Here is a 24,513-nt window from a genome sequence, read left to right as displayed (position 1 = left end):
CCGGTCACGCCCCGCTGACGATCAACCAGATCAGGGCGAGGTTCAACGCCACGACGACGGCGACCGAGGCCCAGGCGGCGATCCGGATGCCGAGCGCGTTGCGGCTGGAGCCCATCAGATCGGGGTCGCTCGTCGCCCGTACCAGCGGCACGAGCGCGAACGCGATGCCGAAGCTCAGCACCACCTGGCTCAGCACCAGCAGCCAGGTGGGACTGACCCCGGTCGCCAGCAGCACGAGCGCCGGCACGAGGGTGACGACACGACGGACGAACAGCGGGATCCGCACATGGAGCAATCCCTTCATGATCTCGGCCCCCGCCATCGAGCCCACCGAGGTGGACGCCAGCCCCGACGCGAGCAGGCCGACGCCGAAGAGCACGCCCACCAGAGGACCGAGCGCGTCCGTGATGGCGGCGTGCGCGCCGGGGATCGAGTCGGTGCCCGACCGACCCGGCAGCGTCGAGGCCGCGAGGACGAGCATCGAGATGTTGACCCCGCCCGCGACCAGGAGCGCCAGGACGACGTCCCACCGGGTCGCCCTGAGCACGCGCCTACGGTCGGCCCCCTCGGCGACGGGACCGTGGTGGTCGCGGACCAGGGCGGAGTGCAGGTACACCGCGTGGGGCATGACCGTCGCCCCGAGCATCGACGCGGCCAGCAGCACCGACTGAGCGCCCTCGAACCGCGGGACGATGCCCCCGAGCATGCCGCCGATCGACGGCGGGGAGAAGAGCAGCCCGGCGCAGAAGCCCAGCGTCAGCACCGCGAGCAGACCGATGATGATCGTCTGGAAGACGTGCCCGCCCCGATAGCGCGTGAGCATGAGGATGCCGAGCGACACGACCCCGGTGATCAGGCCGCCCAGCACCAGCGGCACGCCGAACAGCAGCTGGAGAGCGAGGGCCCCGCCGATCACCTCCGCCACGTCGGTCGCCGCGGCCACGATCTCGGCCTGCCCCCAGTAGGCGAGCCGACGGCGACGCGGCAGACGCCGACCCATCACCTCGGGCAGGGACCGTCCCGTGACGATGCCGAGCTTGGCCGAGAGGTACTGGACGAGCACGGCCATCGCGTTCGCCGCGACGAGCACCCAGAGCAGCAGGTAGCCGAACTGCGCCCCGGCGGTCAGGTTCGCGGCGACGTTGCCCGGGTCGACGTAGGCGATCGCCGCGATGAAGGCCGGGCCGAGCAGGGTGCCGCGGGGTCGCGGGTGGGCGGGGCGCCTGCGGGCGTCGCCCCGCGCCTCCTCGGTGCCGGTCGTGGATGCGGAGCTGCGGGACATGACCACGACTCTACACAGATTTCGGCACGCCGAACTTTCACTCTCGGCATGCATCAACTCTCATCGACCGAGACCACGGAACCACCGAACCGTGGAGCATGGGCCGGTGGTTCCGGGTGGTGCGGTGGGACGATGTCCTGCGCGCTACTGCGTCGCGACCGTGATCGTGGCGACGCCCACCAGGAGCTCGTCGGGGACGAGATCGGTGTCGAAGGTGGCGTTCAGCAGCGCCGCCGCATCGGGGCTGACGTGCACCGTCGTACCCTCGAGGACCGCGTTCGTCCCCTCGGTGCGCAGCGGCTCGAGCGTGCCGCCCCAGAGATTGAACAGGTACGCGTGGCCGGCCACGGGCTCGCCGTTCACCGAGACGTCGCCGTAGAGCTTGGATGCGCCGGGGTCGATGTCGAAGTTCGTCAGCTCGACCACGGTGTCGCCCGCCGTCAGGCTGAGGCCGGAACCGTCGTGCTGGATGTCGCCCTGCACGTAGGGTCGCACCTCGCCCTCGGGGTCGAAGTACGTCACGTTGCCGCCGGTGATCGGGAACGAGAACGTGCCGTCGGCGAAGGTCGCGTCACCGACGGGCGCCGGGGTCAGACCGAGCAGGGTCAGCGCGCTGACGAATCCCTCATCGACCGCCACCTGGGTGTCGACGCCGCCGCTCAGGTCGGGCACCGTCGCGACCGGGGTCGCCTCGGAGGCGGGCAGCGTCGGGTTCGTCCGGTGGATCGGCGCGGTGTTGTTGCTCTCGGAGTCCGACGTCGAGTAGCAAGCCGTCAGGCTGAAAGCGAGGGCGCCCGCGGCGACGACACCGGCCACGGTGCGGGCGAGGGAGGGACGGGTGGAGTGGCGCATGGTTGTTCCTTCGTTCTGTCGGGACGAGCTTGTCACACCTGGTCGGACGGGATGAAGCGGTCGACCTTGCGGTGCCAGCGCTGCCCGAGCAGGCCGCCGAGCACGGCGCCGACGAAGCTCAGCACGACCACCAGACCGACGAACACGATCGACTCGATCGACGTCGGCGACTCCATCGGCGTCGAGGTGGCGTCGGAGGAACCCGAGAACGGCGAGACGCCGAGGGCCACGAATCCGACGACCGCGAGGATCACGCTGACGACCAGGCCCCAGAGCCACGTCGCGACGCCCTGCTTGAAGCCGGAGAACCGGGCGACCCGCGACGCGGTGAAGCCGCCAATCAGGTAGCCCGCGAAGATCACCACGAGCACCACGATGGCGGTGACGGCCGACAGCAGCCGCCCGTTGTCGGACACGAACTGCTGGAACCCGAGCATGTTCGACGTGGACGTGCCGGATGCGGCCACCCAGGCCGCGACCACGCCGCCGTAGATCGACATGATGACCACGCCGAAGCCGGTCGCGGCGAACCAGCCGAGCAGGCCGGCGCCGAAGCGGATCCCGCCGAACTCGTCCTTCTGCTGGGTCAGCAGGTCGCGACGCAGGGCGACGTGGTTGACCCCGCCGTCGGCCACGAGCGGGTACGCGCCCGTCCCGGGCTGCGTCGGGTACGCGGTGGTCGCCGCCGCGGACGGGGCCGCGACGGTGGGCGCGTCGTCTCGGGGCCGGTCGGTCGAGTCGTCGATCGAGGAGGCGCGGGTCGAGTCGGACGCGACCGGCGCGGCGACCGTCGGGGCGACCTGCCCCCCGCGGCTCTCGCCGTCGCGCGGTTCGGACCGCGAGGCCTCGGCGGCGCGGAGGGCATCGTCGTCATGCAGGGTGCGGCGGGCGGAGTCGTCGCCGCTCGTGGCCGACCAGGCCCGGGCCGGCGGAGGCGTCGGCGCCACGACGGGCGGGACGACGGCGGTGGGCTGATCGCGGTCCGAGGCGCCCTCGACCCGCTCGCTCCCGGCTGAGGTCGGGACGTCGTCGCGCTCGTCGGCGCTCGTCGCCGCCACCGGCTCGTCGGAGGTCGCGCCGCCGGCGGCGCGGTCGTCGGCTGCGCGGTCGTCGGCTGCGCGGTCGTCGGCCGAGACGGGCGCCTCGTGGGACGTCTGCGGCTCGATGACCTCGGTCTCGCCGTCCGTGGACTCGCGCGCGGGGACGGCCGCGGGCGCCCCGAAGTCGACAGCCGGCTCACGGGGCGAGCCGACGTCGCCGGCGGGCTCGCTCGGCGCGCCGAAGTCGACGGCGGGTTCGCGGGGCGAGCCGAAGTCGACCGCCGGAGCCTCGGACCCCGTCGTGTCGAGGCCCTCGCCGCGCTCGTCGCGGTCCTCCGGTGCGACCGCGGGCTCGCGCGGGGTCGTCTCGTCGGGCTCTCGGTCGTGGTCGGGGCGGTCGCTCCCGGGAATGCGTGCGTCCGTCATGTCAGGCTCCTCGTACGTCGGGGCCCCGTGGTCGTGGCCCTGTGATCCTCCTGAACGGTACGCCCCGGCGGCCCCCGAGGCCGGGAGGCCCGCCCGCCGGGCGGCGACCCGGACGACGGCCGACCGGTAGCGTGGAGCTCACCGACGAGCGAAAACGAGGACGAGGACGTCATGACCGACACCGCCGACAGCACTCCGACGGGGACGATCCCCACGCAGACCACAGGGTCCACCGGGCGAACCGAGCGTCGCCGCCCGAACCCCGACATCGCCCGCTCCTGGCTCCTCGTGCCGGGCACCGCGCCCGAGCGCTTCGACTCGGCCGCCTCGTCGCGGGCCGACCAGATCGTGCTCGACATCGAGGACGCCGTCGACCCGGCCCGCAAGCCCGCCGCCCGCGGCGACGTCGTCTCGTGGCTGACCGGAGGCGGCAGGGCCTGGGTCCGCATCAACGACCGCTCGACCGACTTCTGGTCGGGTGACGTCGACGCGCTGCTCGGCCTCCCCGGCCTGCAGGGCGTCATGCTCGCCAAGACCGAGGCGCCCGAGCACGTGACCGAGACCTTCGACCGCCTGGGCGGTTCGCTGCCCGTGCTCGCGCTGGTCGAGTCCGCGCTCGGCATCGAGGAGAGCCCGGCGATCGCCAAGGCCCGCGGGGCCTACCGCCTGGCCTTCGGCAGCGGCGACTACCGTCGCGACACCGGCACCAGCGCAGATGATCTGGCGATGGCCTACCCGCGGTCGCGCCTCGTCGTGGCCAGCCGCATCGGCGGCCTGCCCGGCCCGATCGACGGCCCCACGGTCGGCAGCAGCCACCCCGTGCTGCGCGAGCAGGCCGGCGTGGCCGTCGCCCTCGGCCTGACCGGCAAGCTCTGCCTCGACGTCGAGCAGCTGCCCGTGATCAACGAGGTCATCAGCCCGACGCCCTCCGACGTCGCCTGGGCCCAGGACTTCCTCGCCGACTTCGAGAGCCGCGGCCGCGTCATCCGCGACGGCAGCGACCTGCCGCGTCTCGGCCGGGCGCAGAAGATCGAGAAGCTCGCCTCGGCGTTCGGCGTGCAGGCTGCGACCTGAGCCGACCACTCATCGACGGAGGAGGCGCACCCCACCCGGGTGCGCCTCCTTTTTTTATTTGTCCCGACTGTTGACAGACGATAGTCAACGACATATCTTTGACGCATCGCGACAGAACGTCGCGGTGACGACCTCTTCGAAGGGAGTACCCCATGGGTACCGACACCGACCACGAGAACCACGGCGACCCCCGTCGCCGACACCACGACTCCCCCGACGCCCGCCGCGAGATGTTCGACCGCGGCGCCTTCGGCCACGACTCCGAGGGGCGCGGGCGCTTCGGCCGCCCCTTCGGACGAGGCTTCCGACCCGGCCCGGGCTTCGGCGGCTTCGGCCCCGGCGGCTTCGGCCCCGGCGGACCCGGCTTCGGCCCGGGTCGAGGCGGCCGAGGTCGGGCCCGACGCGGTGACGTCCGACTGGCGATCCTGTCGCTGCTCGCCGACGCCCCGTCGAACGGCTACGGCCTGATCAAGGCGATCGCCGACCGCACCGAGGGCGCCTGGAAGCCGAGCCCCGGCTCGGTCTACCCGACCCTTCAGCAGCTCGTCGACGAGGACCTCATCACCTCCGACGAGACCGCGGCCAAGAGCGTCTTCAGCCTGACCGACGCCGGTCGCGCCTACGTCGGCGAGCACGCCGACGAGATCGACCGGGCCTGGGCGGCGACCGCCGACGACGCCAGCGACACCGACCGCGAGTTCCAGACCAGTCTGATGAAGCTGATGGGCGTCGTGAAGCAGTTCCACCACGACGGCAGCGAGGCCCAGCGCGCGGCGGCGACCGCGAAGCTCGACGAGACGCGACGGGCGCTCTACGCGATCCTGGCCGACTGATCCGCCGGCCCCGCAGGGTCGACGGCCCGCTGTCGGTGGCGAGGTGCAGCATGACAGGACCGGACCGACAGCCCAGGAGGCGCGCATGAGCCAGGCAGACAACCGACCGGCGGGTGCACCCGCCGCCGGGTACGACCCCGACTTCCTCGCCGCGAGGGTCCCTCTCCCCGGCACCGGCGGGCGCCGCGTCCGCGAGCTGCCCTACGAGCACTTCACCGTGCTGCTCGACCCCGCTCGACGACTGGCCGCTCTGACGGCCGTGAACATCGACGGCTCGTCGCTCGTCGACCTCGCGCGCGGCGACGACTGGCACTACGACGAGCGCGTGCCCGAGGCCGAGCAGTGCGGCCCGGAGGTCTACGCCCGCAACGACCTCGACCGGGGGCACCTCGTCCGGCGCCGCGATCCGGTGTGGGGCCCCGACGCCGACGCGGCCCGAGCGAACCTCGACACGTTCTCGTTCACGAACGCGGCCCCTCAGGCCGCCGGATTCAACCAGTCCGACGAGCTCTGGCTCGGGCTCGAAGACCACGTCCTGGCGTACGCCGAGGCATGGCGGCAGCGGATCTCGGTGCTCACGGCACCGGTGCTGTCGCCGGACGACGCTCCGTACCGGGGCATCCGCATCCCTCGCAGCTTCGTCAAGATCGCCGCCTGGGCGACACCGGGGGGCGCCCTGCGGACAGCCGGTTTCGTGCTCGACCAGTCGTCCGAGCTCGACGGCGTCGAGCTCGAGGCGGCCTTCGCCCGGGCGCACGAGGCGGGCGATCCTCCGCCGCTCGGCCCCTTCCGCACCTACCAGGTGCCCGTCCGCGACATCGCACGGCTCACCGGGCTCGAGCTCGCCCAGCTGGCCGAGGCCGACTCCCTGCAGACGGTCCCGACCGTCGAACAGCCCGACGGCCTCCGCGACGGCTGGGTCCCCCTCACCGACGTCGACCAGCTGACCTTCTGACCGACGACGCCGATCCGTCCGACCTCTCGGCGGGCGCGCAAGCTGGCGTGGCACACTCTCGGGCCGTGACCGACTCCACCCGACGCCCTCTGCCCGACGACATGTCGCGAGCCGTCACGGTGCGACGCGACGACGACCTCGCTCCGAGCCTCGCCAGCCCCTGGCGTGAGGTCACGGTCTCCTTCGTCGTGCCGACGGCGTCGGCCAGGGCGGCCGACGCCGTGCGCCCCCTGCTGCCCGAGCCCGAACTGCACTGGGCACCCGGGCTCCGTCGGGGGACGCTGGCGGTCCTCCCGCACCCCGCCGCGCTCACCCGCGTCCTGCTGAGCGGGGAGTGGTCGATCGCGGCGGCCGACTTCGCCGTGCACTCGCTCGACGCCGATCCGTACACCGAGGGCGAGCAGGCCGCTCTCGAGGACTGGCTCCGGGGCACGGCGACGAGGCTGCATCTGCTCGACGGGGCCGTGGCGACGGCCGTGAGCCGGGTCGACGCCGACGTGACGGACGGGCTCGACGACAGCGCGCCTCCTGCCGGGACTCCCGACGGGCTCGTCGTCCGCGCGACCCTCGGCACCCGGGTGGCCGCCCCGGATCCCGGGGCCGCGCACCCGCGCGTCGACGTCCGGCTGCCCGACGGCGCCGACCCGGGCTGGGAGGTCTTCGTCGACGTCGCGACGAGCGAGCGTCTCGGATTCCGCCGGACGCTCGACGACGACGGCGAGCCGTACGCGTTCAGCTACCTGGTCGCCGACCACGTCGACGACGTCTCCCCCGACGACCTGAGGCGCTGGCACGACCAGCACATCCACCGGCAGCTGCTCGCCGACGACACCCGGCAGGCCTACGTGCACCTGCTGGCGGGTCTCGAGGCGCCCGTCTCCGTGACCTACTCGGGCTGAGCGAGGCGCTCGCCGCGGTGGGCGGCAGCGCCTCGGCGCGACCGGCGACCGGCGTCGCGGCGCGAGGGAGCTAGGGGCGCTCGTCGACGATGGCCACGAAGCGGCTGCCGACGCCCGACACCTCACGACGGGCGAGCCCGGGCTCGGGTTCGGGCAGCTCGTCGACCCCGTGGTCGTCGCAGCTGAGCCAGGTGTAGTCGGGCCACCACTTCTTGGGCCGCGCGGCCTCGTGGAATCCGCAGACCACGCAGGCGAGATCCACCCAGACGGGCTTGCCGGTGCGATTGGCGCGCGACTGAACCAGCCAGGCGGGCGGGGTCTTCTCGAGCTCGAGCAGCTCGTCGAGACTCAGCTTCGCGGGGATGCCGTGCCGCTTGGCCATCTCCAACGGGATGTCGAGCTGCAGGGCAGCGTCTCGTCGCGTGATCACGGCACCCACCTTAAGCGACCCGCGCCCGGTCCGCGCTACGGTGAGGGCAGTGACACGGGGTGCCGTCGCGACCGACGGCTGAGATCACACCCGTCGAACCTGATCTAGCCAGTACTAGCGAAGGGATGTCGCCGTGAATCAGCGCGCGCCAGAAGACCAGGCCCACCACCCGGGCACCGTCCGGACGAGCAGCGAACTGCTCGTCGATCTCCGCGAGCGGTCGCCGCTCGTGCAGTGCATCACCAACACGGTGGTGACGAACTACACGGCGAACGTGCTGCTCGCCCTCGGGGCGTCGGCGGCGATGGTCGACCTGCCGACCGAGGCCGGGCCGTTCGCCGCGGTCGCCTCGGGACTGCTCGTCAACCTCGGGACCCCGCACGCCGAGCAGCGCGCGGCGGCGGTGGAGGCGGTCGAGTCCGCCGCGATCGCCGGCACCCCCTGGGTGCTCGACCCGGTCGCGGTGGGCGGCCTGCCCGTCCGCACCGATCTCGCACGTCGACTCGTGGCGGCCCGTCCCACGATCGTGCGGGGCAATCCCTCCGAGATCATCGCGCTCGCCGGGCTCGGCGGCGGTGGTCGGGGCGTCGACTCGTCCGACTCGCCCGACGACGCCCTCGACTCCGCACGGCTGCTCGCGGAGCGGCACGGAGCGGTCGTCGCCGTCTCGGGTGCCGTCGACCTGATCACCGACGGCGCACGAGTCGTGCGCGTGTCGACGGGCACCCCGCTGCTGACCAGGGTCACCGGCGGCGGCTGCGCGCTGGGTGCCGTGATGGCGGCCTTCGCCTCGCTGACCGCCGACGCCCTCGCCGCCGCCGTCGCGGCGACCACCGTCTACACGGTGGCCGCGGAGCAGGCGGCCGAGGAGGCGCGGGGGCCCGGATCGTTCGCCGTCGCCCTGCTCGACCGGCTCGCCTCGGTCGACGGCGCCGACCTCGTCGCCCGGTCGGTGCGCGCATGAGCCGCGTCGACGGCCTGCACGTCGTCACCGACCCCGGTCTCACGGCCGCCCGCGGGTTGCTCGCCCTCGTGGCCGCCGCGGTCGAGGGCGGCGCATCGGTCGTCCAGATACGGGACAAGACGGCCGACGGCCGCTCCCTCTTCGAGACGCTCGTCGCCGTGGCCGGCGTCGTGGCCGGTCGATGCACGCTGCTGCTCGACGACCGGGTCGACGTCGCTCTGGCCGCACGAGCCGCCGGTGCCGCCGTCGACGGCGTGCATCTCGGCCAGTCCGACCTGCCCGTCGCGTCGGCCCGCGCCCTGCTGGGGCCGACGGCGATCGTCGGTCTGACCGCGAACACGCCCGCCCATCTCCATGCCGCCGACGCCCTGCCCGCCGGCACCGTCGACTATCTCGGCGTCGGCGTCATCCGCCCGACGAGCACCAAGCCCGACCATCCCGAGCCCCTCGGGTTCACGGGACTGGCCGATCTGGCGACCCGCGCCTCCCTGCCCTGCATCGCCATCGGCGGGATCACGGCCGCCGACGCGCCCGAGCTCGTCGCCGCCGGCGCCGCCGGGTTCGCCGTCGTGTCGGCCGTCTGCTCGGCGGGCGATCCCCGTGCGGCGACCCGCGGCCTCGTCGACCGCTGGTCGTCGGCCGTGGACGCATCCGGCGCCCCGGCGACCCGGTCGACGGGAGGACGGTCGTGAGCCGCGGCCTGGGGCACGTGACCCCTCGCGCCGTCCCCCGCGTGCTGAGCATCGCCGGCACCGACCCCACCGGCGGTGCCGGCGTGCAGGCCGACCTGAAGAGCATCGGCGCGGCCGGCGGCTACGGCATGGCCGTCGTCACCGCCCTCGTCGCCCAGAACACCCACGGGGTGCGGTCGGTGCACACGCCCCCGGCGGAGTTCCTGCGCGAACAGCTCGACGCGGTGTCGGACGACGTCGTCGTCGATGCCGTGAAGATCGGCATGCTCGGCGGCGTCGCCGCGATCCGCGAGGTCGCCTCCTGGCTCGAGCGCGTCGCGCCGCCGATCGTCGTCCTCGACCCGGTCATGGTCGCCACCAGCGGCGACCGGCTGCTCGACGCCGCGGCGGAGCACGAGCTCCGCGAACTGGTGCGCCGAGCCGACGTGGTGACCCCGAACGTGCCCGAGCTCGCGGTGCTCGCCGACGAACCCGCGGCCCGCGACCGGGAGGCCCTCGTCGCCCAGGCGCACCGGGTCTCGGCCGCGCTCGACGTCGTCGTGCTGGCCAAGGGCGGTCACCTCGGCGGGCCCGACTCGCCCGACGCCCTGGTCGACGCGTCGGGCGGCCTCCGAGGAGGCGCGACCCGCGTCGACCTGCCCGCCCGCCGGGTCGAGACGCGCAACACCCACGGCACGGGCTGCTCGCTGTCGAGCGCGCTCGCGACCCACGCGGCCCGTTCCGGCGACTGGGTGGACGCGCTGACCCGGTCGAAGGAGTGGCTGCTGCTCGCTCTGGAGGCCGCCGACGACCTCGAGGTCGGAGGCGGCGCCGGTCCGATGGACCATCTCGTCGCGCTGCGTCCCCGGGGTGAGGCGCCGTCCTCGTCCGCCACGGCCACGTGGTGGGCGGACGTCGCCGATCTGCGTCTCCGGCTGGACGAGCTCGAGTTCGTCCGTCGGATGTCCGACGGCAGTCTCGACCGGGGCGTCTTCGAGCACTATCTCGCCCAGGACGCCGTCTACCTCGAGCGCTACGCCCGAGCCCTGTCGCGAGCCAGCGCCCTCGCACCGACGCCCGACGAGCAGGCGTTCTGGGCCACGAGCGCGGCGGCGTGCCTCGGGGTCGAGCGCGAGCTGCATCGCGAACGACTCGGCGGCGAGCTCGACACGATGCCGCTGGTGCACGAGGCGACCACGGCGTACACCGATCACCTCCTCGCGATCGCGGGCGGCGCCTCCTACGGCGAGCTGGTCGCCGCCGTGCTGCCCTGCTTCTGGCTCTACAGGGACCTGGGCGAAAGGCTGCTCGCGGCCCGCACCGCCGAGCATCCCTACGGGGAGTGGCTCGACACCTACGCCGACCCCGGCTTCGCCGACTCGACGGCTCGCGCACGCGCGATCGCCGACCGTGCCGCCGAGCGGGCACCGGAGCACGAGCGGGCGGCCATGGCCCGGGCGTTCCGGGTCTCGTGCGCGCACGAGGTCGCGTTCTTCGACATGCGGCCGCCGGCCGCCGCGGCCGACGTGGACCTCGCCTGAGGTCTAGTCGAGCACCAGCTCGAAGCAGATCGACTGCGGGATCGTGGTGATGTAGGGCTCGTAGGTCGCCAGGGGCGTCCAGCCGACCTTCTGATAGAGCGCGACGGCGTCGGGCTGCCGGTCTCCGGTCTGCAGGATGAGACGCGGGGCGCCGGCGGCCCGGCCGATCGCCTCGATCTCGGCCATGATGAGTCGCCCGATGCCTCGACCGCGCTGCTCGCCGTCGACGATGACCCGCTTGACCTCCCACTCGCCTCGGCGGTCGTAGAGCACGGCGTGGCCCAGGGCGGTGCCGTCCGGGTCGACGACCAGCAGGGTGGCCCGCACCTTCTCGGGGTGGACCGCGAGGGCAGCGTCCCGCGCGGCCGCCTTCTCGACGGGCTCGTCCGGGGCGCGACCGAGCGAGTAGACGGCGGTCATCTCGGCATCCATGCGCGCGCGGAGCTCACGGGCGCGGGGGTCGTCGTATTCGACGCGTTCGATGTGCAGCGGGGGCAGTTCGGTGCGGGGCGTGTTCGTCACCCCATGATTCTGCCCCGTCGTCGGAGTGGCGCGTGACGGACCGGGATCGGCCCGCCCGGGCGGATCAGCCCAGTCCGACGCCGCGGGCGGCCATGAACGGGACCGGGTCGGTCGAGTTGCCGTTGATGCGGGTCTCGAAGTGCAGGTGGCAGCCGGTCGAGTTGCCGGTGGAGCCGACGAGGGCGATCAGCTGGCCCGCGACGACCGACTGGCCGTTGGCGACCCGGATGCCGCCGTTGACGATGTGCCCGTAGGCGGTGCTCACTCCGCCGCCGTGGCTGATCCGCACGTAGTTGCCGTAGCCGCCGTAGTACCCGGCGTAGCTGACGGTGCCCGAGTGGGCCGCGTAGATCGGGGTCGAGCAGCCGGGCGCCAGGTCGACGCCGTCGTGCAGGCGGTAGATGCCGGTGACGGGGTTGACCCGGTAGCCGTACGGGCTCGACATGTAGCCGCCGCTCGGGCGGACCCATCCACCGCCACCACCGGTGGCGGGCGCGGTCGGAGTCGACGGGGTGGCGGGCGTCGGCGCGGACGGGGTCGGAGTGCTCGGGCGGGCGGCGGCCGCGGCGGCGGCCTGGGCTGCCGCAGCGGCGGCGGCCTGCTCCTGCTGACGGCGGAGCTCGGCGGCCTGACGGGCGGCCTCCTCCTCGCGGGCCTTCTTCTCGGCGGCGAGGCGCTGGCGTTCGACCTCGACGCCGGTGGCGTAGTCCTGCTGGGTCGTGGCCGTGGTGTCCTGCAGCACGGCGAGCTGAGCCTGCAGCGTCGCCTCGTTCTCCTGCTGCGCCGCGACCGCGGCGGCCGCGGCGTCGAATGCGACCTGCGCCTCCTGCATGGAGGTCTCGGCGTCGTCGCGCAGACCGACCAGCGCCTCCTTCGCGACGGCGGCCTGGTCGCTGAGCGACGTGGCCACGTTGCGGTCGGCGACGGCCTGCTCGCGGATGCCGGCCGCCTGCTCGGTGATCTTGCTCATCGCGCCGAGACGGTAGAGCAGGTCGTCCGCGCCGGCGGAGTCGCCGATCAGCTGGGTCGACACGTCGCCGCCGCCCGTGCGGGCGAGCTGGGCCGAGACCTGGCCGGCGCGCTGCTCGCTCTCGTCGGCGACCTTGTTCTGCTCGTCGACCTGCTTCTCCAGCTCGGCGAGCTTCGAGGCGGCCTCGTCGGCGTCGCTCTGCGCCTCCTCGAAGGCGGCGCCCTTGGCCTCGGCCTCGGACTGCGCGCTGGCGGCGTCGTTCTGCAGCTGGCTCAGCAGCGACTGGAGCTCGCTGATCTGCGCGGCCTTGGTGTTCTCGTTCGCCACCGCGGCGCGGACGTCGTCCCAGCTGGGGTACGTCACGGCCTGGGCGGGAGAGCCGCCGGTCACGGTGCCGGCGACCACGAACGCGAAGGCGAGCAGCACCGTGCAGACGGCGGCGGGCACGCTTCGGAAGCGGGGGGCGGTCGCGGGCGAAGTCACGGAGGCGGAACCAATCTCGAGGTCGACACCGGCGGGAGCGGGCGTGATCGGATCACGCGCTGACCGGGGAACTCGATCAGCCTAGGTGCCAGACCCCCGAAGGGTAAACCCTGGGCTGAAGGTTTCTGATCCTCATCTTGTCCCCAGAAGGGGCGTCCCACCCATGCGCTCCCGTCACACGAGTCACACGCGTCACGGATCCTGTCCCCCGGATCGAGGAGGCGCGGTGCCGGTCAGCCCCGCGGGTCGCCGCCACGGGACGCGTCGCCGGGCGTCTCGGCGTAGGCGGAGTTGAGCCGTCGGAGCGACGCGGCGAGCGCGTCGACCTCGGTCTCGCGCCAGCCCCGCAACCGGTCGGCGAGCGCCGCGCGGTTCGCGTCGACCGACCGCGCCAGCAGGTCCCGGCCGGCGGGCGTGACCGACAGCCGCTGGCCGCGACGCGCGTCGTGACCGCTCGCCTCGGCCGAGACGTCGTCGACCGGACCGTCCGCGACGATCAGGCCGAGCTCGACGAGATGGGCCAGCTGTCGGGACACCGTCGAGCGGTTGAGGGAGAACTCGGCGGCGATGTCGATCGCCCGCCGACCGGGCTCGGCCTCGATCACGTCGAGCAGCGAGTGCTCGACGAAGGTCAGCGGGGCGCTGCGGCGACGGGCACGGGCGACGGCGCGCCGAGAGACCCTCTCGAGCTGCTCGTAGACGTCGTCGATGCCGGTCGGAACGGGGTCGGTCACGGGTCGAGCCTAGGCCGATCGCGCCCGCGCGCCCGGCCCGTCGGGTCGGAGCCGCCCGGAGCCGGCCGGTGCCGGGACGGCCCGGTGGTGCGGGGTCGGGGCCACCGGCCTAGGAGGCCTCGCCGGTGGGATCGTCGGCGGCGTCGTCTTCGTAACGCAGACCGCCGAGCGGCGTGCCCTGCCACGAGAGGAGACGCCAGCCCGCGTCGGGGCCGCCCTCGAGCGTGACGACGCCGGTGTTCTCGAGCGGGTGTCGCGAGACGAAGTCGGCCGCGCCGTCGAGGCACCGGGCGCCGCACCAACCGCGGATGGCCGCGCCGTGGCTGACCACCGCGACCGTCTCATGGCCGCCGGCCACGGCCTGGGCGACGGCGGCGTCGAACCGGTCGAAGAACTCGTGGCCGTCCTCCGATCCCGGCATCCGCCGGTCGAGGTCGCCCTCGACCCAGGAGACGACCGTGCCCATGTAGGTGGAGACGGAGGCGTGGTCGCTCCGCCCCTCGAGGTCTCCGGCCACGACCTCGCGGAACCCGTCGACGACCGTGGGCTCGAGCCCGAGCGTCGTGGCGAGCGGCTGGGCGGTCTCGTGCGTGCGCAGCAGCGTGCTGACGTAGAGGGCCCCGATCGACTCGCCCGCCAGCGCGGCGGGCACGACGGCCGCCTGCTCCCGGCCGAGGGCGGTGAGCCCCGGCCCGGGGGCCGCGGTGCCGAGTCGCCCGGCCACGTTGTCGGGCGTCTGACCGTGACGGATGAGGAGGAGGCGCATGTCAGCCACCCTAGGGCCGGCCTCCGACGTTCAGGCCCGGTCGGTCGCCGCCCGCTCGCGACGGGTGCGCAGCAGGCCGCGCAGCCCCGCGATGGCGACCGGCGTGACCGAGAGCAGCACGAGCACGATGGCCCAGACGTCGACGTGGTCGCGGATGAGGGGGATGCCGCCCAGCAGCGACCCGAGCACGACCATGCCGACGGCCCAGAGGAAGGCCCCGGTGACGTTGAACAGGAGGAACGACCGGTACCGGTAGCCGGCCGTGCCGGCGGCGAGGGGGACGTAGGTGCGCACGATCGGCACGAAGCGACCGAGGATGAGCGAGACCCCGCCGTACTTCGCGAAGAAGGCCTCGGCCTTCTCGAGGTGCGCGGTCTTGAGGATCCTCGCGTCGGGCCGGAACCACCGCCGTCCGAACCGGTTGCCGAGCAGGTAGCCCACCTGGTCGCCGAGGAACGCCGCGACGAAGGCGCAGAGCGCGATCACCCACACCTGCAGGCCGAGGGCCTCGTGGAGCAGCCCCGCGGTGAACAGGAGCGAGTCGCCGGGCAGGAACGGGAAGAGCACGCCCGACTCGATGAAGATCATCAGCGAGATCCCGGCGAGGGCCCACGGCCCCAGGGCGGGGAGCAGGGACTCGGGGTCGAAGAGCAGGAACCCTCCCGTCGCGGCGGGCAGGGCGGAGGCGAGGAGGGAGGCGGAGGTCACCGGAGGACTGTAGCGTCCCCGACCCCGCCGCGGGGCCTGCATCACCCTCGGACCAGCCGAGAGCGCGCCCTCCCCCGGGCGGGCGAGACGAGGACGGCCGATCTCCTACGTTCGAGGGATACCGCCCGGACGGAGGGCGCTCCTAGGCTGGCCGGCGGGACGAGGTCGCCGTCGGCGGCCCCCACGGCACGAGGAGCATCCCCACCGATGATCGAAGCCCATGGCTTGACCAAGAGGTACGGCCCGAAGGTCGCCCTCGACGACGTGTCATTCACCGTCCGCCCCGGCATCGTGACCGGCTTCCTCGGACCGAACGGCGCCGGGAAGTCGACGACGATGCGCATGATCGTCGGTCTCGACCGGCCCACCGCCGGCAGCGTGACGGTCAACGGCCGGCGCTACGCCGAGCACGCGGCTCCGCTGCGCGAGGTCGGCGTGCTGCTCGACGCGAAGGCCGTGCACCGCGGCCGCTCCGCCGCCGACCACCTGCTCGCCATGGCGGCGACGCACGGCATCGGGAAGTCGCGCGTCTCCGAGGTGATCGCCCTCACCGGGCTCGAGTCGGTCGCGAAGAAGCGCGTCGGCGGCTTCTCGCTCGGCATGGGTCAGCGACTCGGCATCGCCGCAGCGCTGCTCGGCGACCCGGCCACGGTCATCCTCGACGAGCCGGTCAACGGCCTCGACCCCGAGGGCGTCGTCTGGGTCCGCACCCTCGCACGCCACCTGGCGAGCGAAGGACGCACCGTGTTCCTCTCGTCGCACCTGATGAGCGAGATGGCGCAGACCGCGGACCACCTCATCGTGCTCGGTCGGGGCCGCATCCTCGCGGACTCGCCCGTCAGCGACGTCATCGCCCAGGCGTCCGGCGACGCCGTCCGCGTCCGCAGCCCGCACGCCGAGGACCTCGTCGGACTCGTGCAGGGCGGCGAGGTCGCGATCACGGCCGTCGAGCCCGGCGTGGTCGAGCTCCGCGGCATCACCGCCGCCCGCGTCGGCGAGCTCGCCGCCTCGTCCGGGATCGTGCTCCACGAGCTGACTCCCCTGGTGCGCTCGCTCGAGGACGCCTACATGACCCTCACGCAGGACTCCGTCGACTACCAATCAGGAGGCGCGCCCCGCACCCCCGAGACCGTCACCACCGAAGGGGCCCACCGATGACCGCCACCGCTCCCACCCGCTCCGGCCGTTCGCACGCGACGGGCTCGGGCCTCACCTTCGGCGGGGTGCTGCGCTCCGAGTGGATCAAGCTGCGCAGTCTGCGTTCGACCGTCTGGTGCTTCGCCATCATCGCGGTGCTGATCATCGGCTTCGGCGCGCTGTTCAGCAGCGTGGCCTCGGGCTTCGAGGGGATGGACGCCACCCCTGAACAGCAGCAGTCGCTGGCCGCCTCGGTCACCACGATCGGCGTGGCCTTCGCGCAGCTGGTCGCCGCGGTGCTCGGCGCGCTCATCATCACAGGCGAGTTCGGCACCGGCATGATCCAGTCGACCTTCGCGGCGGTGCCGCGCCGGACTCCGGCACTGGTGGCCAAGCTGATCCTCGTCGCCGTCGGCACCTTCGTCGTCTCGGCGGTGAGCCTCGCCATCACCTCCGTCCTGGCCGTCCCGCTGCTGAGCGGAGTCGACATCGACCTCGATCTCGCCGACGGACAGTACTGGCTCTCGATGCTGGGTGCGGCCGCGTCGGTCGCGTTCATGGCCATGATCGCCTTCGGCCTCGGCATGATCATCCGCAACAGCACGGGTGCCATCGCGGCGGCCATCGGCCTGGTCTTCGTCGTGCCGATCCTGTTCTCGATCGCCATGAGCCTCATCTCGGGCACCTGGATCGTCTCGCTCTACGAGTTCGTCCCGCCGACCGCGGCGTCGCGACTCTACGAGTACGCCACCGACGGCTCGTCGGTGCTCGTCGCGCCGCCGGTCGACGGCGCCCTCCGCCTCGAGGCCTGGCAGGCGCTCCTCGTGCTCGTCGGCTGGGTCGCGGTGCTGTTCGCGGCCGGGCTCGCCCTCGTCAAGCGGCGCGACGTCTGACCGACCCGCACCGCGCCTCCTCGGCGTGATGGTCCGGTTCGCCTCGATCCCGTCGGATCGGGAAGAACCGGACCATCTCGTGCGTTCGGACGCACAAGCACACCGGCCGTCACTCTCGAGGAGCCCCCTTTGACCACCGCCCCATCCCCGACGTCGACCACCGACGACCGCACCGACGACGACGCGACCGCGGCACGCAACAAGCTCGTCATCGGCCTGCTGCTCGTCTCGGCCTTCGTGGTGATCCTGAACGAGACGATCATGGGCGTGGCGCTGCCGAGCCTCACGCGCGACCTGGACATCACGGTCACGGCCGGTCAGTGGCTGACCACCGGCTTCATGCTCACCATGGCCGTCGTCATCCCGATCACCGGGTTCCTCCTCCAGCGCTTCAACACGCGTCCCGTGTTCATCACCGCGATGAGCCTGTTCAGCCTCGGCACCGCCATCTCGGCCATCGCGCCCGGATTCGGCGTCCTGCTGCTCGGCCGCATCGTGCAGGCCTCCGGCACGGCGATCATGATGCCGCTGCTGATGACCACGGTGCTCACCCTCGTGCCGCCGGCGACCCGCGGACGCACGATGGGCAACATCTCGATCGTCATCTCGGTGGCCCCCGCCATCGGCCCGACCATCTCGGGCGTCATCCTGAGCGTGCTCGAGTGGCGCTTCATGTTCATCCTCGTGCTGCCGATCGCGCTCGCCGCCCTCGCTCTGGGCGCGGCCCGCGTGAAGAACGTCACGACCCCGAAGAAGGTACCCCTCGACGTCCTCTCGGTGATCCTGTCGGCCTTCGCCTTCGGCGGCATCGTCTTCGGACTCAGCTCGATCGGCGAGGGGGCCGAGGCGGCGATCCCGGCCTGGGTGCCGCTCGCCGTAGGCGTCCTCGCGCTCGTCGTCTTCGTGCTGCGTCAGCGCGCCCTCCAGCGCCACGACCGGGCGCTGCTCGATCTCCGCACCTTCTCGTCGCGCACCTTCACGATCTCGGCCACGGTGCTCGGCATCGGCATGATCGCCCTCTTCGGAACGCTCATCGTGCTTCCCATCTACCTGCAGAACGTGCACGGCCTGGACCCGCTCGCGACCGGTCTGCTGCTGCTGCCGGGCGGTCTCGTGCAGGGTCTGCTGTCGCCGATCGTGGGTCGGCTGTTCGACAAGCACGGGCCGACCGTGCTGCTCGTGCCCGGGACGATCCTGGTGAGCGCCGTGCTCTGGTTCATGTCGACCGTGTCGGAGGCGACGCCGATCCCGATGATCCTCGCCGCCCACGTCGCGCTGAGCATCGGTCTCGCGCTCATGTTCACCCCGCTGTTCACCTCGGGCCTCGGCTCGCTGCCCTCGAACCTGTACTCGCACGGCAGCGCCATCGTCGGCACCGTGCAGCAGCTGGCCGGAGCCGCGGGGACGGCCGTCTTCATCACGGTCATGACGCTCGCCACGGCCGCGGCCGCCGGCGGAGGCACGGTCGACGTGGCCTCGACCGGCGCCGGCGTCCGAGCGGCGTTCCTGGTCGGCGCGGTCATCTCGCTGTTCGCCGTCGTCGGGTCGTTCTTCGTGCGGCGCCCGCCGGTCGTCGAGGGCGCTGCCCCCGTGGTCGCTCACTAGCGACGCCCGTCGTCGCGCGCTGGTCGCGCGCCGACGTGGACGGCGCGCCTGCGCCTCGCGACGATGGCCCCGGAGACGACGATGGACCCCGTTCACACGGGGTCCATCGTCGTCTCCGGGGTCGACGACCGTCAGCCGGCGGCCTCCGTGTACGCGCTCTGGATGACGCTGCCCCAGTACGGGCCGAACATCGTGTCGGCGACCGAGTCGTAACCGAAGCTGTTCACCGAGTTCTGGACTCCCGCCGAGCCTCCGCCGGTGAACCAGGGACCGCCCGACGACCCGCCGGTCATGTCGCACGGGATGCCCTGCGACTGCGACTGGCCGAACGGGTCGGCCGTGGCCGTCCCCGCGCAGGACTGCAGCGTCTGACCGGTGAACGGCGCGGCGGCCGGGTAGCCGTAGGCCGTGTAGCTCTGGCCGCGGGCCTGGTTGAACGCGACGCCGGAGGCGCCGACGGTGCTCGACAGCGACTGCCCCGTTCCTCCGCTCACGACGGCGAAGCCGGTGTCGTACGTGATGTCACCCGAGCGGCTCCACTGGGTGGGGGCGATCAGCTCGGTGGCGGCCCACTGACCGTAGGGGGCCGAGCCGTTCTCGTAGGCCGGCACGAAGACCCAGTTGCTCGCGAAGGTGCCGGGGCCTTCGTTCAGGCAGTGTCCCGCGGTCGAGACGGTGCTGCCGTTGCCCGAGGCGACCGAGTTGCCGGAGCAGACGTAGTCGGTGCCGCCGAGGGTGAAGAACACCTTGCCGATGGTCGGGACGGGCGACTCGGGGTCGGCGGCGGCCGCTCGCGGGACGGCGACGCCCTCGACGGCGCTGGGCGCGCCCGTGGCGACGTCCGTCGAGGTGCTGCTCGCGCCTCCTTCGGCCTCGGCTGCGGCGACCTTGTCGGCGACGAGCGCGTCGGCGGGAACCGCGGACCGCATGCGGTCGGCGGACCATTCGACCGGGCCGCTGCTGAGCTGCGGGACGTGATGCACGTCCACACCGTCGGCGGTCGCCGCGGAGGCGGTGCCGCCGGCGGCGAGACCTCCGGCGAGCAGCATTGCCACGGCGCCGAGACCGGTGATCAGGTTCTTCGTCTTCATGAGTTCTCCTGCGAACGGGACACGGTCGGATCGCGTGTCGTGCAGGTCATCCTGGAGAGCCCGCCCGGTCGGCGCCAGGTCTCCGCCTCGATTTGGTGGGCTCCGAGAACCTCCTTGTAGGAGTCCGAGAATGCGCCCCGTTCGGGGGTGATCTGTGGCCTGTCGGCCGGAATGCCCACCCGTGCTCGACCCCCGGCGGGGGACATCGTGCACACACTGCACGATGCGGGAGTAGCTTCGACCGGTCCTCGTCCGTGCACACTCCGCACCTTCTCGGTGCCGCCGCCGTGTGCGGATCCTCATCCGTCCGGAGGCCGTCGATGTCCAGTCCGTCCACTTCCCGCGGGGGCACCCGCAGTCTCGTCCCGGCGCGGATGGACCGCCTGCCGTGGACCCGCTTCCACTGGTCGATCGTCGTCGGGCTCGGGTTCTCATGGGTGCTCGACGGACTCGAGATCCAGATCGTGGCGTCGGCCGGATTCCAGGCCGACCTGGGTCTGACGGCGGCCGAGGTGGGTCTGCTCGGCACCGTCTACCTGGTCGGGCAGGTCTTCGGGGCGCTGATCTTCGGACGGATGGCCGACAGCCTCGGCCGCCGGAAGCTGTTCATCCTGACACTGGCGATCTACCTCGTGGCGAGCGCGATCGCAGGGCTCTCACCGAACTTCGTGTTCCTCGCGGTCTTCCGGTTCTTCGCCGGCGCGGGCATCGGCGGCGAGTACGCGGCGATCAACTCGGCGATCGACGAGCTCATCCCGTCGAAGTACCGCGGCCGGGTCGACATCGCGATCAACGGCACGTACTGGGGCGGCGCGGCGCTGGGCGCGACGGCCAACATCTTCCTGCTGAACACCGACCTGTTCGCCGAGAACGTCGGGTGGCGCATCGGGTTCTTCATCGGACCGGTGCTCGGACTCGCGATCATCTACCTGCGGCGGCACATCCCCGAGAGCCCGCGGTGGCTGATGACGCACGGTCGCGAGAAGGAGGCGGAGCAGACGGTCGACGAGATCGAGGCCCGCGTCGAACGCGACAAGGGGACCGACCACCTCGAGCCCGTGTCGGACGACCAGGCGATCGAGGTGACGGCCACGGGTCGCATCCCGTTCACCACCATCGCGCGCACGCTGGTGAAGGACTACCCGAAGCGGACCTTCGTGGGCGCCGCGATGATGATCACGCAGTCGTTCCTCTACAACGCGATCTTCTTCACCTACGCGCTCGTCCTGCAGAACTTCTACGGGACGAGTCCGAGCAGCACGCAGTACTTCTTCCTGATCTTCGCGGTCGGCAATCTGCTCGGTCCGCTCGTCCTCGGCCCGCTGTTCGACAGCTGGGGCCGTCGCCAGATGATCTTCCTGACCTACGCGGTGTCGGCGGTGGTGCTGGCGGTGTCGGCGATCCTGTTCCAGGCCGACGTGCTGAACGCGACGACGCAGACCGCGTTCTGGAGCGTGTCCTTCTTCTTCGCGTCGGCAGGCGCCTCCTCGGCGTACCTGACGGTGAGCGAGATCTTCCCACTCGAGCTGCGCAGTCAGGTGATCGGCTACTTCTTCGCGCTCGGCCAGATCGTCGGTGCTGTCGCGCCGTCGCTCTACGGCGCCCTGATCGGCGACGGGACCGACCGCGGCCCTCTCACCGGCGGGTACTTCCTGGGTGCGGGCGTGATGCTGGTCGGGGGTGTCATCGCCCTGATCTTCGGTGTCGACGCGGCCCGCAAGTCGCTCGAGACCATCACGACGCCACTGTCGGTGGTGACGCCGGCGCGCGACGGGTCGGGCCCGACGCAGAAGTAGCCGAGGAGGCGCGGGTCGGCTCTCATTCACCGCCGTCGTAGGTCTCGATGCACGTCAGGATGTCGAGGCCCTCGGCGTCGACCCGATCGCGGAGGATCGCCTCGTCTCCGGAGCCGTCGAGCCCTTCGGCCTCGAGGCACTGCGACAGCCAGGTCGCCAGTTCGGTCTCGGGCGGATGCTCGACCTGCCACGTCATGTCGATGTAGGAGAACTCACGCTCGTAGCACTCGTCGCTGACGGGGACCGCTTCGATGGGTATCCCGACGTCGAACTTGGTCGATGGGCGTCCGAGCTCCTCGAGGGTGAAGCCGGCCTCGTCGACGCACGATACCCAGCGGTGGTAGCCGGCCGTGTACTCGGCTTCCGAGACGTGGGCGTCGTCGAGCGCGGCGATCTGCTCGTCGGAGAACGGCGACAGATCCTCGCGCATCATGTCCCGGTGCTGCCTGCCGTAATCGACCGGCTCGTCGGGGGACTGCCCGCCCATCGGCGAGGCCGCACACGATGTCAGCGACACGGCGGACAGAACGATCGTCGGGATGACGAACCTGGAACTCATCACGAGAAGGGGAAGTTCTTCCGGTATGCGGTCATGGGGCCAGACACCGAATGCTTTGCGGACGTACCACGGCCTCCCGCCGGAACGATGCAATTTGCGGTCTGCGGGTGATAGACGTAGCCCATGGTCGTCGTCCGGCCGTTCTTCGAGTAAGTCAGCGAAGCCATCGCCATGCCGCAGTTGTGCCCTCTCGTCACGCTTGTCGCCGCACTGGTCGAACTTGATACTCCGTAAGCCGTATAAAAAGGGCTGCACGCCTTGCGAGAAGAATGAGGATGCATGTCCGCCGACACAGCTATGCCCTCGCTGCCAGCAACGAGCATGACTGTCAGGACGGCGGTTGAAAGCAGGACACGACGCGTCCCAGATATAGCGTGAGAGAGCATTTGAGTCCCTTCGAGGGTTCCTCTGTTTATTAGATGACTGCGCGACGGCGAATAAGCCGGCAGGATGACGGCAGATAAGAAGAGAACAGGGACACGGTGCGTCTCATGCAAACTCATCTCATCGACTTTCCATAGCTTGCCCATTCGTTATGAATAAGTCAAGTGATCACTCACTCTCCTCGCGCGCGAGTCCGGCGAGGTCGGCTCCGATCCCGATGTCGATGAGCACGATCCGCCCGGCGAGGGCCGGGCCGCGGCCGCGCAGCAGGCCGGCCTTGCAGCCGCCGAACGTGACCGTCACGTCGGCGGGCAGCACGACGTCGTCCGCCACCGATCCGTCGTCGGGGTCGAGGCCGCTCGGGATGTCGACGGCGACGACCTCGGGTGCGACCGGGCGACCCAGCGAGGGCAGCAGCGCCTCCACCACCCGCCGGGCGTCGCCGCGGAGCCCCGCCCCGCTGCTCCCGGTGCCGACCAGACCGTCGAGCACGACGTGGTGGCGCGGCAGTCTCTCGGACACGGCACCGGGGTCGCACCAGCCGGCGAGCTCGTCACGCGTCGCACCGGCGGCGAGCGCCGCGGCCAGCCCGGCCTCGTGCAGATGCGAGCCGGCCGCGACGACCGTCACCGCGCCTCCTGCGGGGACGATCTCGTGGGCGAGCGCCGCACCGGCGAACAGGGCGTCGCCGCCGTTGTTCCCGCTGCCCACGAGCAGCAGCACCCGCCCGGGCCGGCCTTCGCGCGAGGCCGTGGAGGCGCGGAGCATGTCTCGCACGACCTCGGCCAGCCCGTCGGCGGCCCGCTGCATGAGCGGCTCGCCGGCGTCCAGGTGCGGCTTCTCGGCGGCGCGGATCTGGGCCGCGGTCCAGGCATCGATCATCACCCCAGCATGGCCCCGGGCTGTTCCGTGCGGCTCCCTGCCGCTCACCGGCGACGGACGCTGCGCCCCACGGGCCGGCCGGCCGGCGCGCGCAACGAGCACAACGCGCAGAACGCGGGCGATGAGCAGTACGACCACAACTCACCCGTCACCCAGGCTGCTGCCAGACTGATCCCATGCGTGCGCATGCGAACAACCCCGTCGACGGCACCGAGATCGCGTACGAGGTCGACGGTGACGGTCCTCCTCTCGTGCTCGTGCACGGTTCCGGGCTGTCGCGCGGCACCTGGCGCGGGCTCGGCTACCTCCGCGACCTGCAGCGCGACTTCACCGTCGTGGCCCTCGACATGCGCGGCCACGGCAAGAGCGGCAAGCCGCACGACGCCGCCTCGTACTCGATGGACCTGCACCGGGGTGACGTCGAGGCGGTGCTCGACGCGACCGGCCTCAGTCCCGCCCACTACATCGGCTACTCGTTCGGTGCGCGCATCGGGCTCTCGATCGCGGCGCACTCCCCCGAGCGTCTGCGGACCCTCACCACGATCGGCGGCAGCTGGGCGCCGATGAACGGCAACATCGGCGCGACGTTCGCCCCCGACTGGCACGAGGCGCTCACCACCGGCGGCATGGCCCGCTTCATCGACAGGTGGGGCGAGACGATCGGGCGGCCGATCGACCCCGAGACCCGCCTCGCCTTCATGCAGGACGATCCGGAGGCGCTGGCCGCGTTCTTCACCGCCGCCGAGACGGGTGGCGGGCTGACCGTCGCGCAGCTCGACGCGGTGGACGTCCCGACCCTGCTGCTCGCCGGCACCCGCGACGTCGATCGGCACCGCGAGTCGCAGGAGGCCGCGCGGCGCATGCCGGCCGCCGTCTTCTACTCGCTCGTCGGTCAGGACCACGCCTCGTCGCTGCTGCCCGTCGACCAGGTCACCGATCTGCTGCGGACGTTCCTCGAGACCGTCGACGCCTGACCGCCCGGTCACCGCGCCTCCCCCTCCCCCTCCCCCTCCACC

Annotated in this window: 24 protein-coding genes and 1 riboswitch; of the genes, 12 read left to right on the top strand and 12 right to left on the bottom strand. The window is 72.1% G+C overall.

Going from position 1 to position 24,513, the window contains the following annotated elements; translation table 11 throughout:
- Nucleotides 1-4: 4 nt before the first annotated feature.
- From FFA01_RS12665 to FFA01_RS12655, 3 genes are all read right to left on the bottom strand, one after another.
- Nucleotides 5-1,282: an Nramp family divalent metal transporter gene (locus FFA01_RS12665; RefSeq protein WP_146856551.1), complete on the bottom strand. Its 1,278-nt coding sequence runs from the start codon at nucleotides 1,280-1,282 to the stop codon at nucleotides 5-7.
- A 144-nt stretch (nucleotides 1,283-1,426) separates the two neighbouring features.
- Complete coding sequence (locus FFA01_RS12660) at nucleotides 1,427-2,134, bottom strand: hypothetical protein (protein WP_146856550.1); 708 nt, start codon at nucleotides 2,132-2,134, stop codon at nucleotides 1,427-1,429.
- A 32-nt stretch (nucleotides 2,135-2,166) separates the two neighbouring features.
- Nucleotides 2,167-3,600 carry a hypothetical protein gene (locus FFA01_RS12655; RefSeq protein ID WP_146856549.1) on the bottom strand — a complete coding sequence of 478 codons (1,434 nt, stop codon included), beginning with the start codon at nucleotides 3,598-3,600 and terminating at the stop codon, nucleotides 2,167-2,169.
- Nucleotides 3,601-3,771: 171 nt separating this feature from the next.
- On the opposite strand from FFA01_RS12655, the gene FFA01_RS12650 reads away from it, so the two are divergent.
- The 4 genes from FFA01_RS12650 to FFA01_RS12635 all read left to right on the top strand — a co-directional run bounded on the left by FFA01_RS12650 (nucleotide 3,772) and on the right by FFA01_RS12635 (nucleotide 7,361).
- Nucleotides 3,772-4,674, top strand: coding sequence for an HpcH/HpaI aldolase/citrate lyase family protein (locus tag FFA01_RS12650; protein WP_146856548.1), 903 nt, complete (start codon nucleotides 3,772-3,774; stop codon nucleotides 4,672-4,674).
- Between the two features lie 230 nt (nucleotides 4,675-4,904).
- A complete protein-coding gene (locus tag FFA01_RS12645) occupies nucleotides 4,905-5,507 on the top strand; it encodes a PadR family transcriptional regulator (RefSeq protein ID WP_146856565.1) in 603 nt (200 codons plus the stop codon).
- 85 nt (nucleotides 5,508-5,592) lie between these two features.
- Nucleotides 5,593-6,462: a DNA/RNA non-specific endonuclease gene (locus FFA01_RS12640; RefSeq protein ID WP_146856547.1), complete on the top strand. Its 870-nt coding sequence runs from the start codon at nucleotides 5,593-5,595 to the stop codon at nucleotides 6,460-6,462.
- A 65-nt stretch (nucleotides 6,463-6,527) separates the two neighbouring features.
- Nucleotides 6,528-7,361 carry a hypothetical protein gene (locus tag FFA01_RS12635; RefSeq protein WP_146856546.1) on the top strand — a complete coding sequence of 278 codons (834 nt, stop codon included), beginning with the start codon at nucleotides 6,528-6,530 and terminating at the stop codon, nucleotides 7,359-7,361.
- A 70-nt stretch (nucleotides 7,362-7,431) separates the two neighbouring features.
- Here FFA01_RS12635 and FFA01_RS12630 read toward each other — a convergent pair whose 3' ends face one another.
- Nucleotides 7,432-7,791, bottom strand: a complete 360-nt coding sequence (locus tag FFA01_RS12630) for a hypothetical protein (RefSeq protein ID WP_146856545.1) — start codon at nucleotides 7,789-7,791, stop codon at nucleotides 7,432-7,434.
- A gap of 45 nt (nucleotides 7,792-7,836) precedes the next feature.
- Nucleotides 7,837-7,934: riboswitch (TPP riboswitch) on the top strand.
- Here FFA01_RS12630 and thiM point away from each other — a divergent pair.
- The 3 genes from thiM to thiD all read left to right on the top strand — a co-directional run bounded on the left by thiM (nucleotide 7,925) and on the right by thiD (nucleotide 10,967).
- A complete protein-coding gene (thiM, locus tag FFA01_RS12625) occupies nucleotides 7,925-8,755 on the top strand; it encodes a hydroxyethylthiazole kinase (RefSeq protein WP_182501086.1) in 831 nt (276 codons plus the stop codon). (Overlaps the previous riboswitch by 10 nt.)
- Nucleotides 8,752-9,447, top strand: coding sequence for a thiamine phosphate synthase (gene thiE / locus FFA01_RS16305; RefSeq protein ID WP_146856544.1), 696 nt, complete (start codon nucleotides 8,752-8,754; stop codon nucleotides 9,445-9,447). Before thiM ends, thiE begins: the two co-directional genes overlap by 4 nt.
- Nucleotides 9,444-10,967, top strand: a complete 1,524-nt coding sequence (thiD, locus tag FFA01_RS12615) for a bifunctional hydroxymethylpyrimidine kinase/phosphomethylpyrimidine kinase (RefSeq protein WP_146856543.1) — start codon at nucleotides 9,444-9,446, stop codon at nucleotides 10,965-10,967. The genes thiE and thiD overlap by 4 nt, the downstream gene beginning before the upstream one ends.
- Nucleotides 10,968-10,970: 3 nt before the next feature.
- Here thiD and FFA01_RS12610 read toward each other — a convergent pair whose 3' ends face one another.
- The 5 genes from FFA01_RS12610 to FFA01_RS12590 all read right to left on the bottom strand — a co-directional run bounded on the left by FFA01_RS12610 (nucleotide 10,971) and on the right by FFA01_RS12590 (nucleotide 15,150).
- Nucleotides 10,971-11,489, bottom strand: a complete 519-nt coding sequence (locus tag FFA01_RS12610; protein WP_146856542.1) for a GNAT family N-acetyltransferase — start codon at nucleotides 11,487-11,489, stop codon at nucleotides 10,971-10,973.
- A 64-nt stretch (nucleotides 11,490-11,553) separates the two neighbouring features.
- A complete protein-coding gene (locus FFA01_RS16425; protein ID WP_146856541.1) occupies nucleotides 11,554-12,906 on the bottom strand; it encodes a M23 family metallopeptidase in 1,353 nt (450 codons plus the stop codon).
- A gap of 269 nt (nucleotides 12,907-13,175) precedes the next feature.
- On the bottom strand, nucleotides 13,176-13,676 hold the full coding sequence (locus FFA01_RS12600) for a MarR family winged helix-turn-helix transcriptional regulator (RefSeq protein ID WP_146856540.1): 501 nt from the start codon (nucleotides 13,674-13,676) through the stop codon (nucleotides 13,176-13,178).
- 109 nt (nucleotides 13,677-13,785) lie between these two features.
- Nucleotides 13,786-14,442: a histidine phosphatase family protein gene (locus FFA01_RS12595; RefSeq protein WP_146856539.1), complete on the bottom strand. Its 657-nt coding sequence runs from the start codon at nucleotides 14,440-14,442 to the stop codon at nucleotides 13,786-13,788.
- Nucleotides 14,443-14,472: 30 nt separating this feature from the next.
- Nucleotides 14,473-15,150, bottom strand: coding sequence for a DedA family protein (locus FFA01_RS12590; RefSeq protein WP_244289833.1), 678 nt, complete (start codon nucleotides 15,148-15,150; stop codon nucleotides 14,473-14,475).
- A 207-nt stretch (nucleotides 15,151-15,357) separates the two neighbouring features.
- Here FFA01_RS12590 and FFA01_RS12585 point away from each other — a divergent pair, with 207 nt between their 5' ends.
- The 3 genes from FFA01_RS12585 (at nucleotide 15,358) to FFA01_RS12575 (ending at nucleotide 18,785) form a co-directional block, all read left to right on the top strand.
- Nucleotides 15,358-16,308, top strand: coding sequence for an ABC transporter ATP-binding protein (locus FFA01_RS12585; protein WP_146856538.1), 951 nt, complete (start codon nucleotides 15,358-15,360; stop codon nucleotides 16,306-16,308).
- On the top strand, nucleotides 16,305-17,180 hold the full coding sequence (locus FFA01_RS12580) for an ABC transporter permease (RefSeq protein WP_146856537.1): 876 nt from the start codon (nucleotides 16,305-16,307) through the stop codon (nucleotides 17,178-17,180). Before FFA01_RS12585 ends, FFA01_RS12580 begins: the two co-directional genes overlap by 4 nt.
- Nucleotides 17,181-17,309: 129 nt before the next feature.
- On the top strand, nucleotides 17,310-18,785 hold the full coding sequence (locus FFA01_RS12575; RefSeq protein WP_146856536.1) for a DHA2 family efflux MFS transporter permease subunit: 1,476 nt from the start codon (nucleotides 17,310-17,312) through the stop codon (nucleotides 18,783-18,785).
- 131 nt (nucleotides 18,786-18,916) lie between these two features.
- Here the strand turns inward: FFA01_RS12575 and FFA01_RS12570 are convergent, their stop codons facing one another.
- Nucleotides 18,917-19,876 (bottom strand): trypsin-like serine peptidase, encoded by a 960-nt coding sequence (locus tag FFA01_RS12570; protein WP_146856535.1) that lies wholly within the window; start codon nucleotides 19,874-19,876, stop codon nucleotides 18,917-18,919.
- 374 nt (nucleotides 19,877-20,250) lie between these two features.
- On the opposite strand from FFA01_RS12570, the gene FFA01_RS12565 reads away from it, so the two are divergent.
- On the top strand, nucleotides 20,251-21,672 hold the full coding sequence (locus FFA01_RS12565; protein WP_146856534.1) for an MFS transporter: 1,422 nt from the start codon (nucleotides 20,251-20,253) through the stop codon (nucleotides 21,670-21,672).
- A 22-nt stretch (nucleotides 21,673-21,694) separates the two neighbouring features.
- Here FFA01_RS12565 and FFA01_RS12560 read toward each other — a convergent pair whose 3' ends face one another.
- On the bottom strand, nucleotides 21,695-22,486 hold the full coding sequence (locus FFA01_RS12560) for a hypothetical protein (protein WP_146856533.1): 792 nt from the start codon (nucleotides 22,484-22,486) through the stop codon (nucleotides 21,695-21,697).
- Nucleotides 22,487-22,783: 297 nt separating this feature from the next.
- Nucleotides 22,784-23,497 (bottom strand): NAD(P)H-hydrate epimerase, encoded by a 714-nt coding sequence (locus tag FFA01_RS12555; RefSeq protein WP_146856532.1) that lies wholly within the window; start codon nucleotides 23,495-23,497, stop codon nucleotides 22,784-22,786.
- Nucleotides 23,498-23,673: 176 nt separating this feature from the next.
- Between FFA01_RS12555 and FFA01_RS12550 the strand changes: the two genes are divergently transcribed.
- Nucleotides 23,674-24,471, top strand: a complete 798-nt coding sequence (locus tag FFA01_RS12550) for an alpha/beta fold hydrolase (protein ID WP_146856531.1) — start codon at nucleotides 23,674-23,676, stop codon at nucleotides 24,469-24,471.
- The last annotated feature ends 42 nt before the right edge of the window (nucleotides 24,472-24,513 follow it).

It is taken from the genome of Frigoribacterium faeni (genome assembly GCF_007988805.1).
Lineage (GTDB): Bacteria > Actinomycetota > Actinomycetes > Actinomycetales > Microbacteriaceae > Frigoribacterium > Frigoribacterium faeni.
The sequence above is the reverse complement of the archived record's forward strand: the minus strand, read 5'-3'. Positions and strand labels throughout refer to the sequence as shown.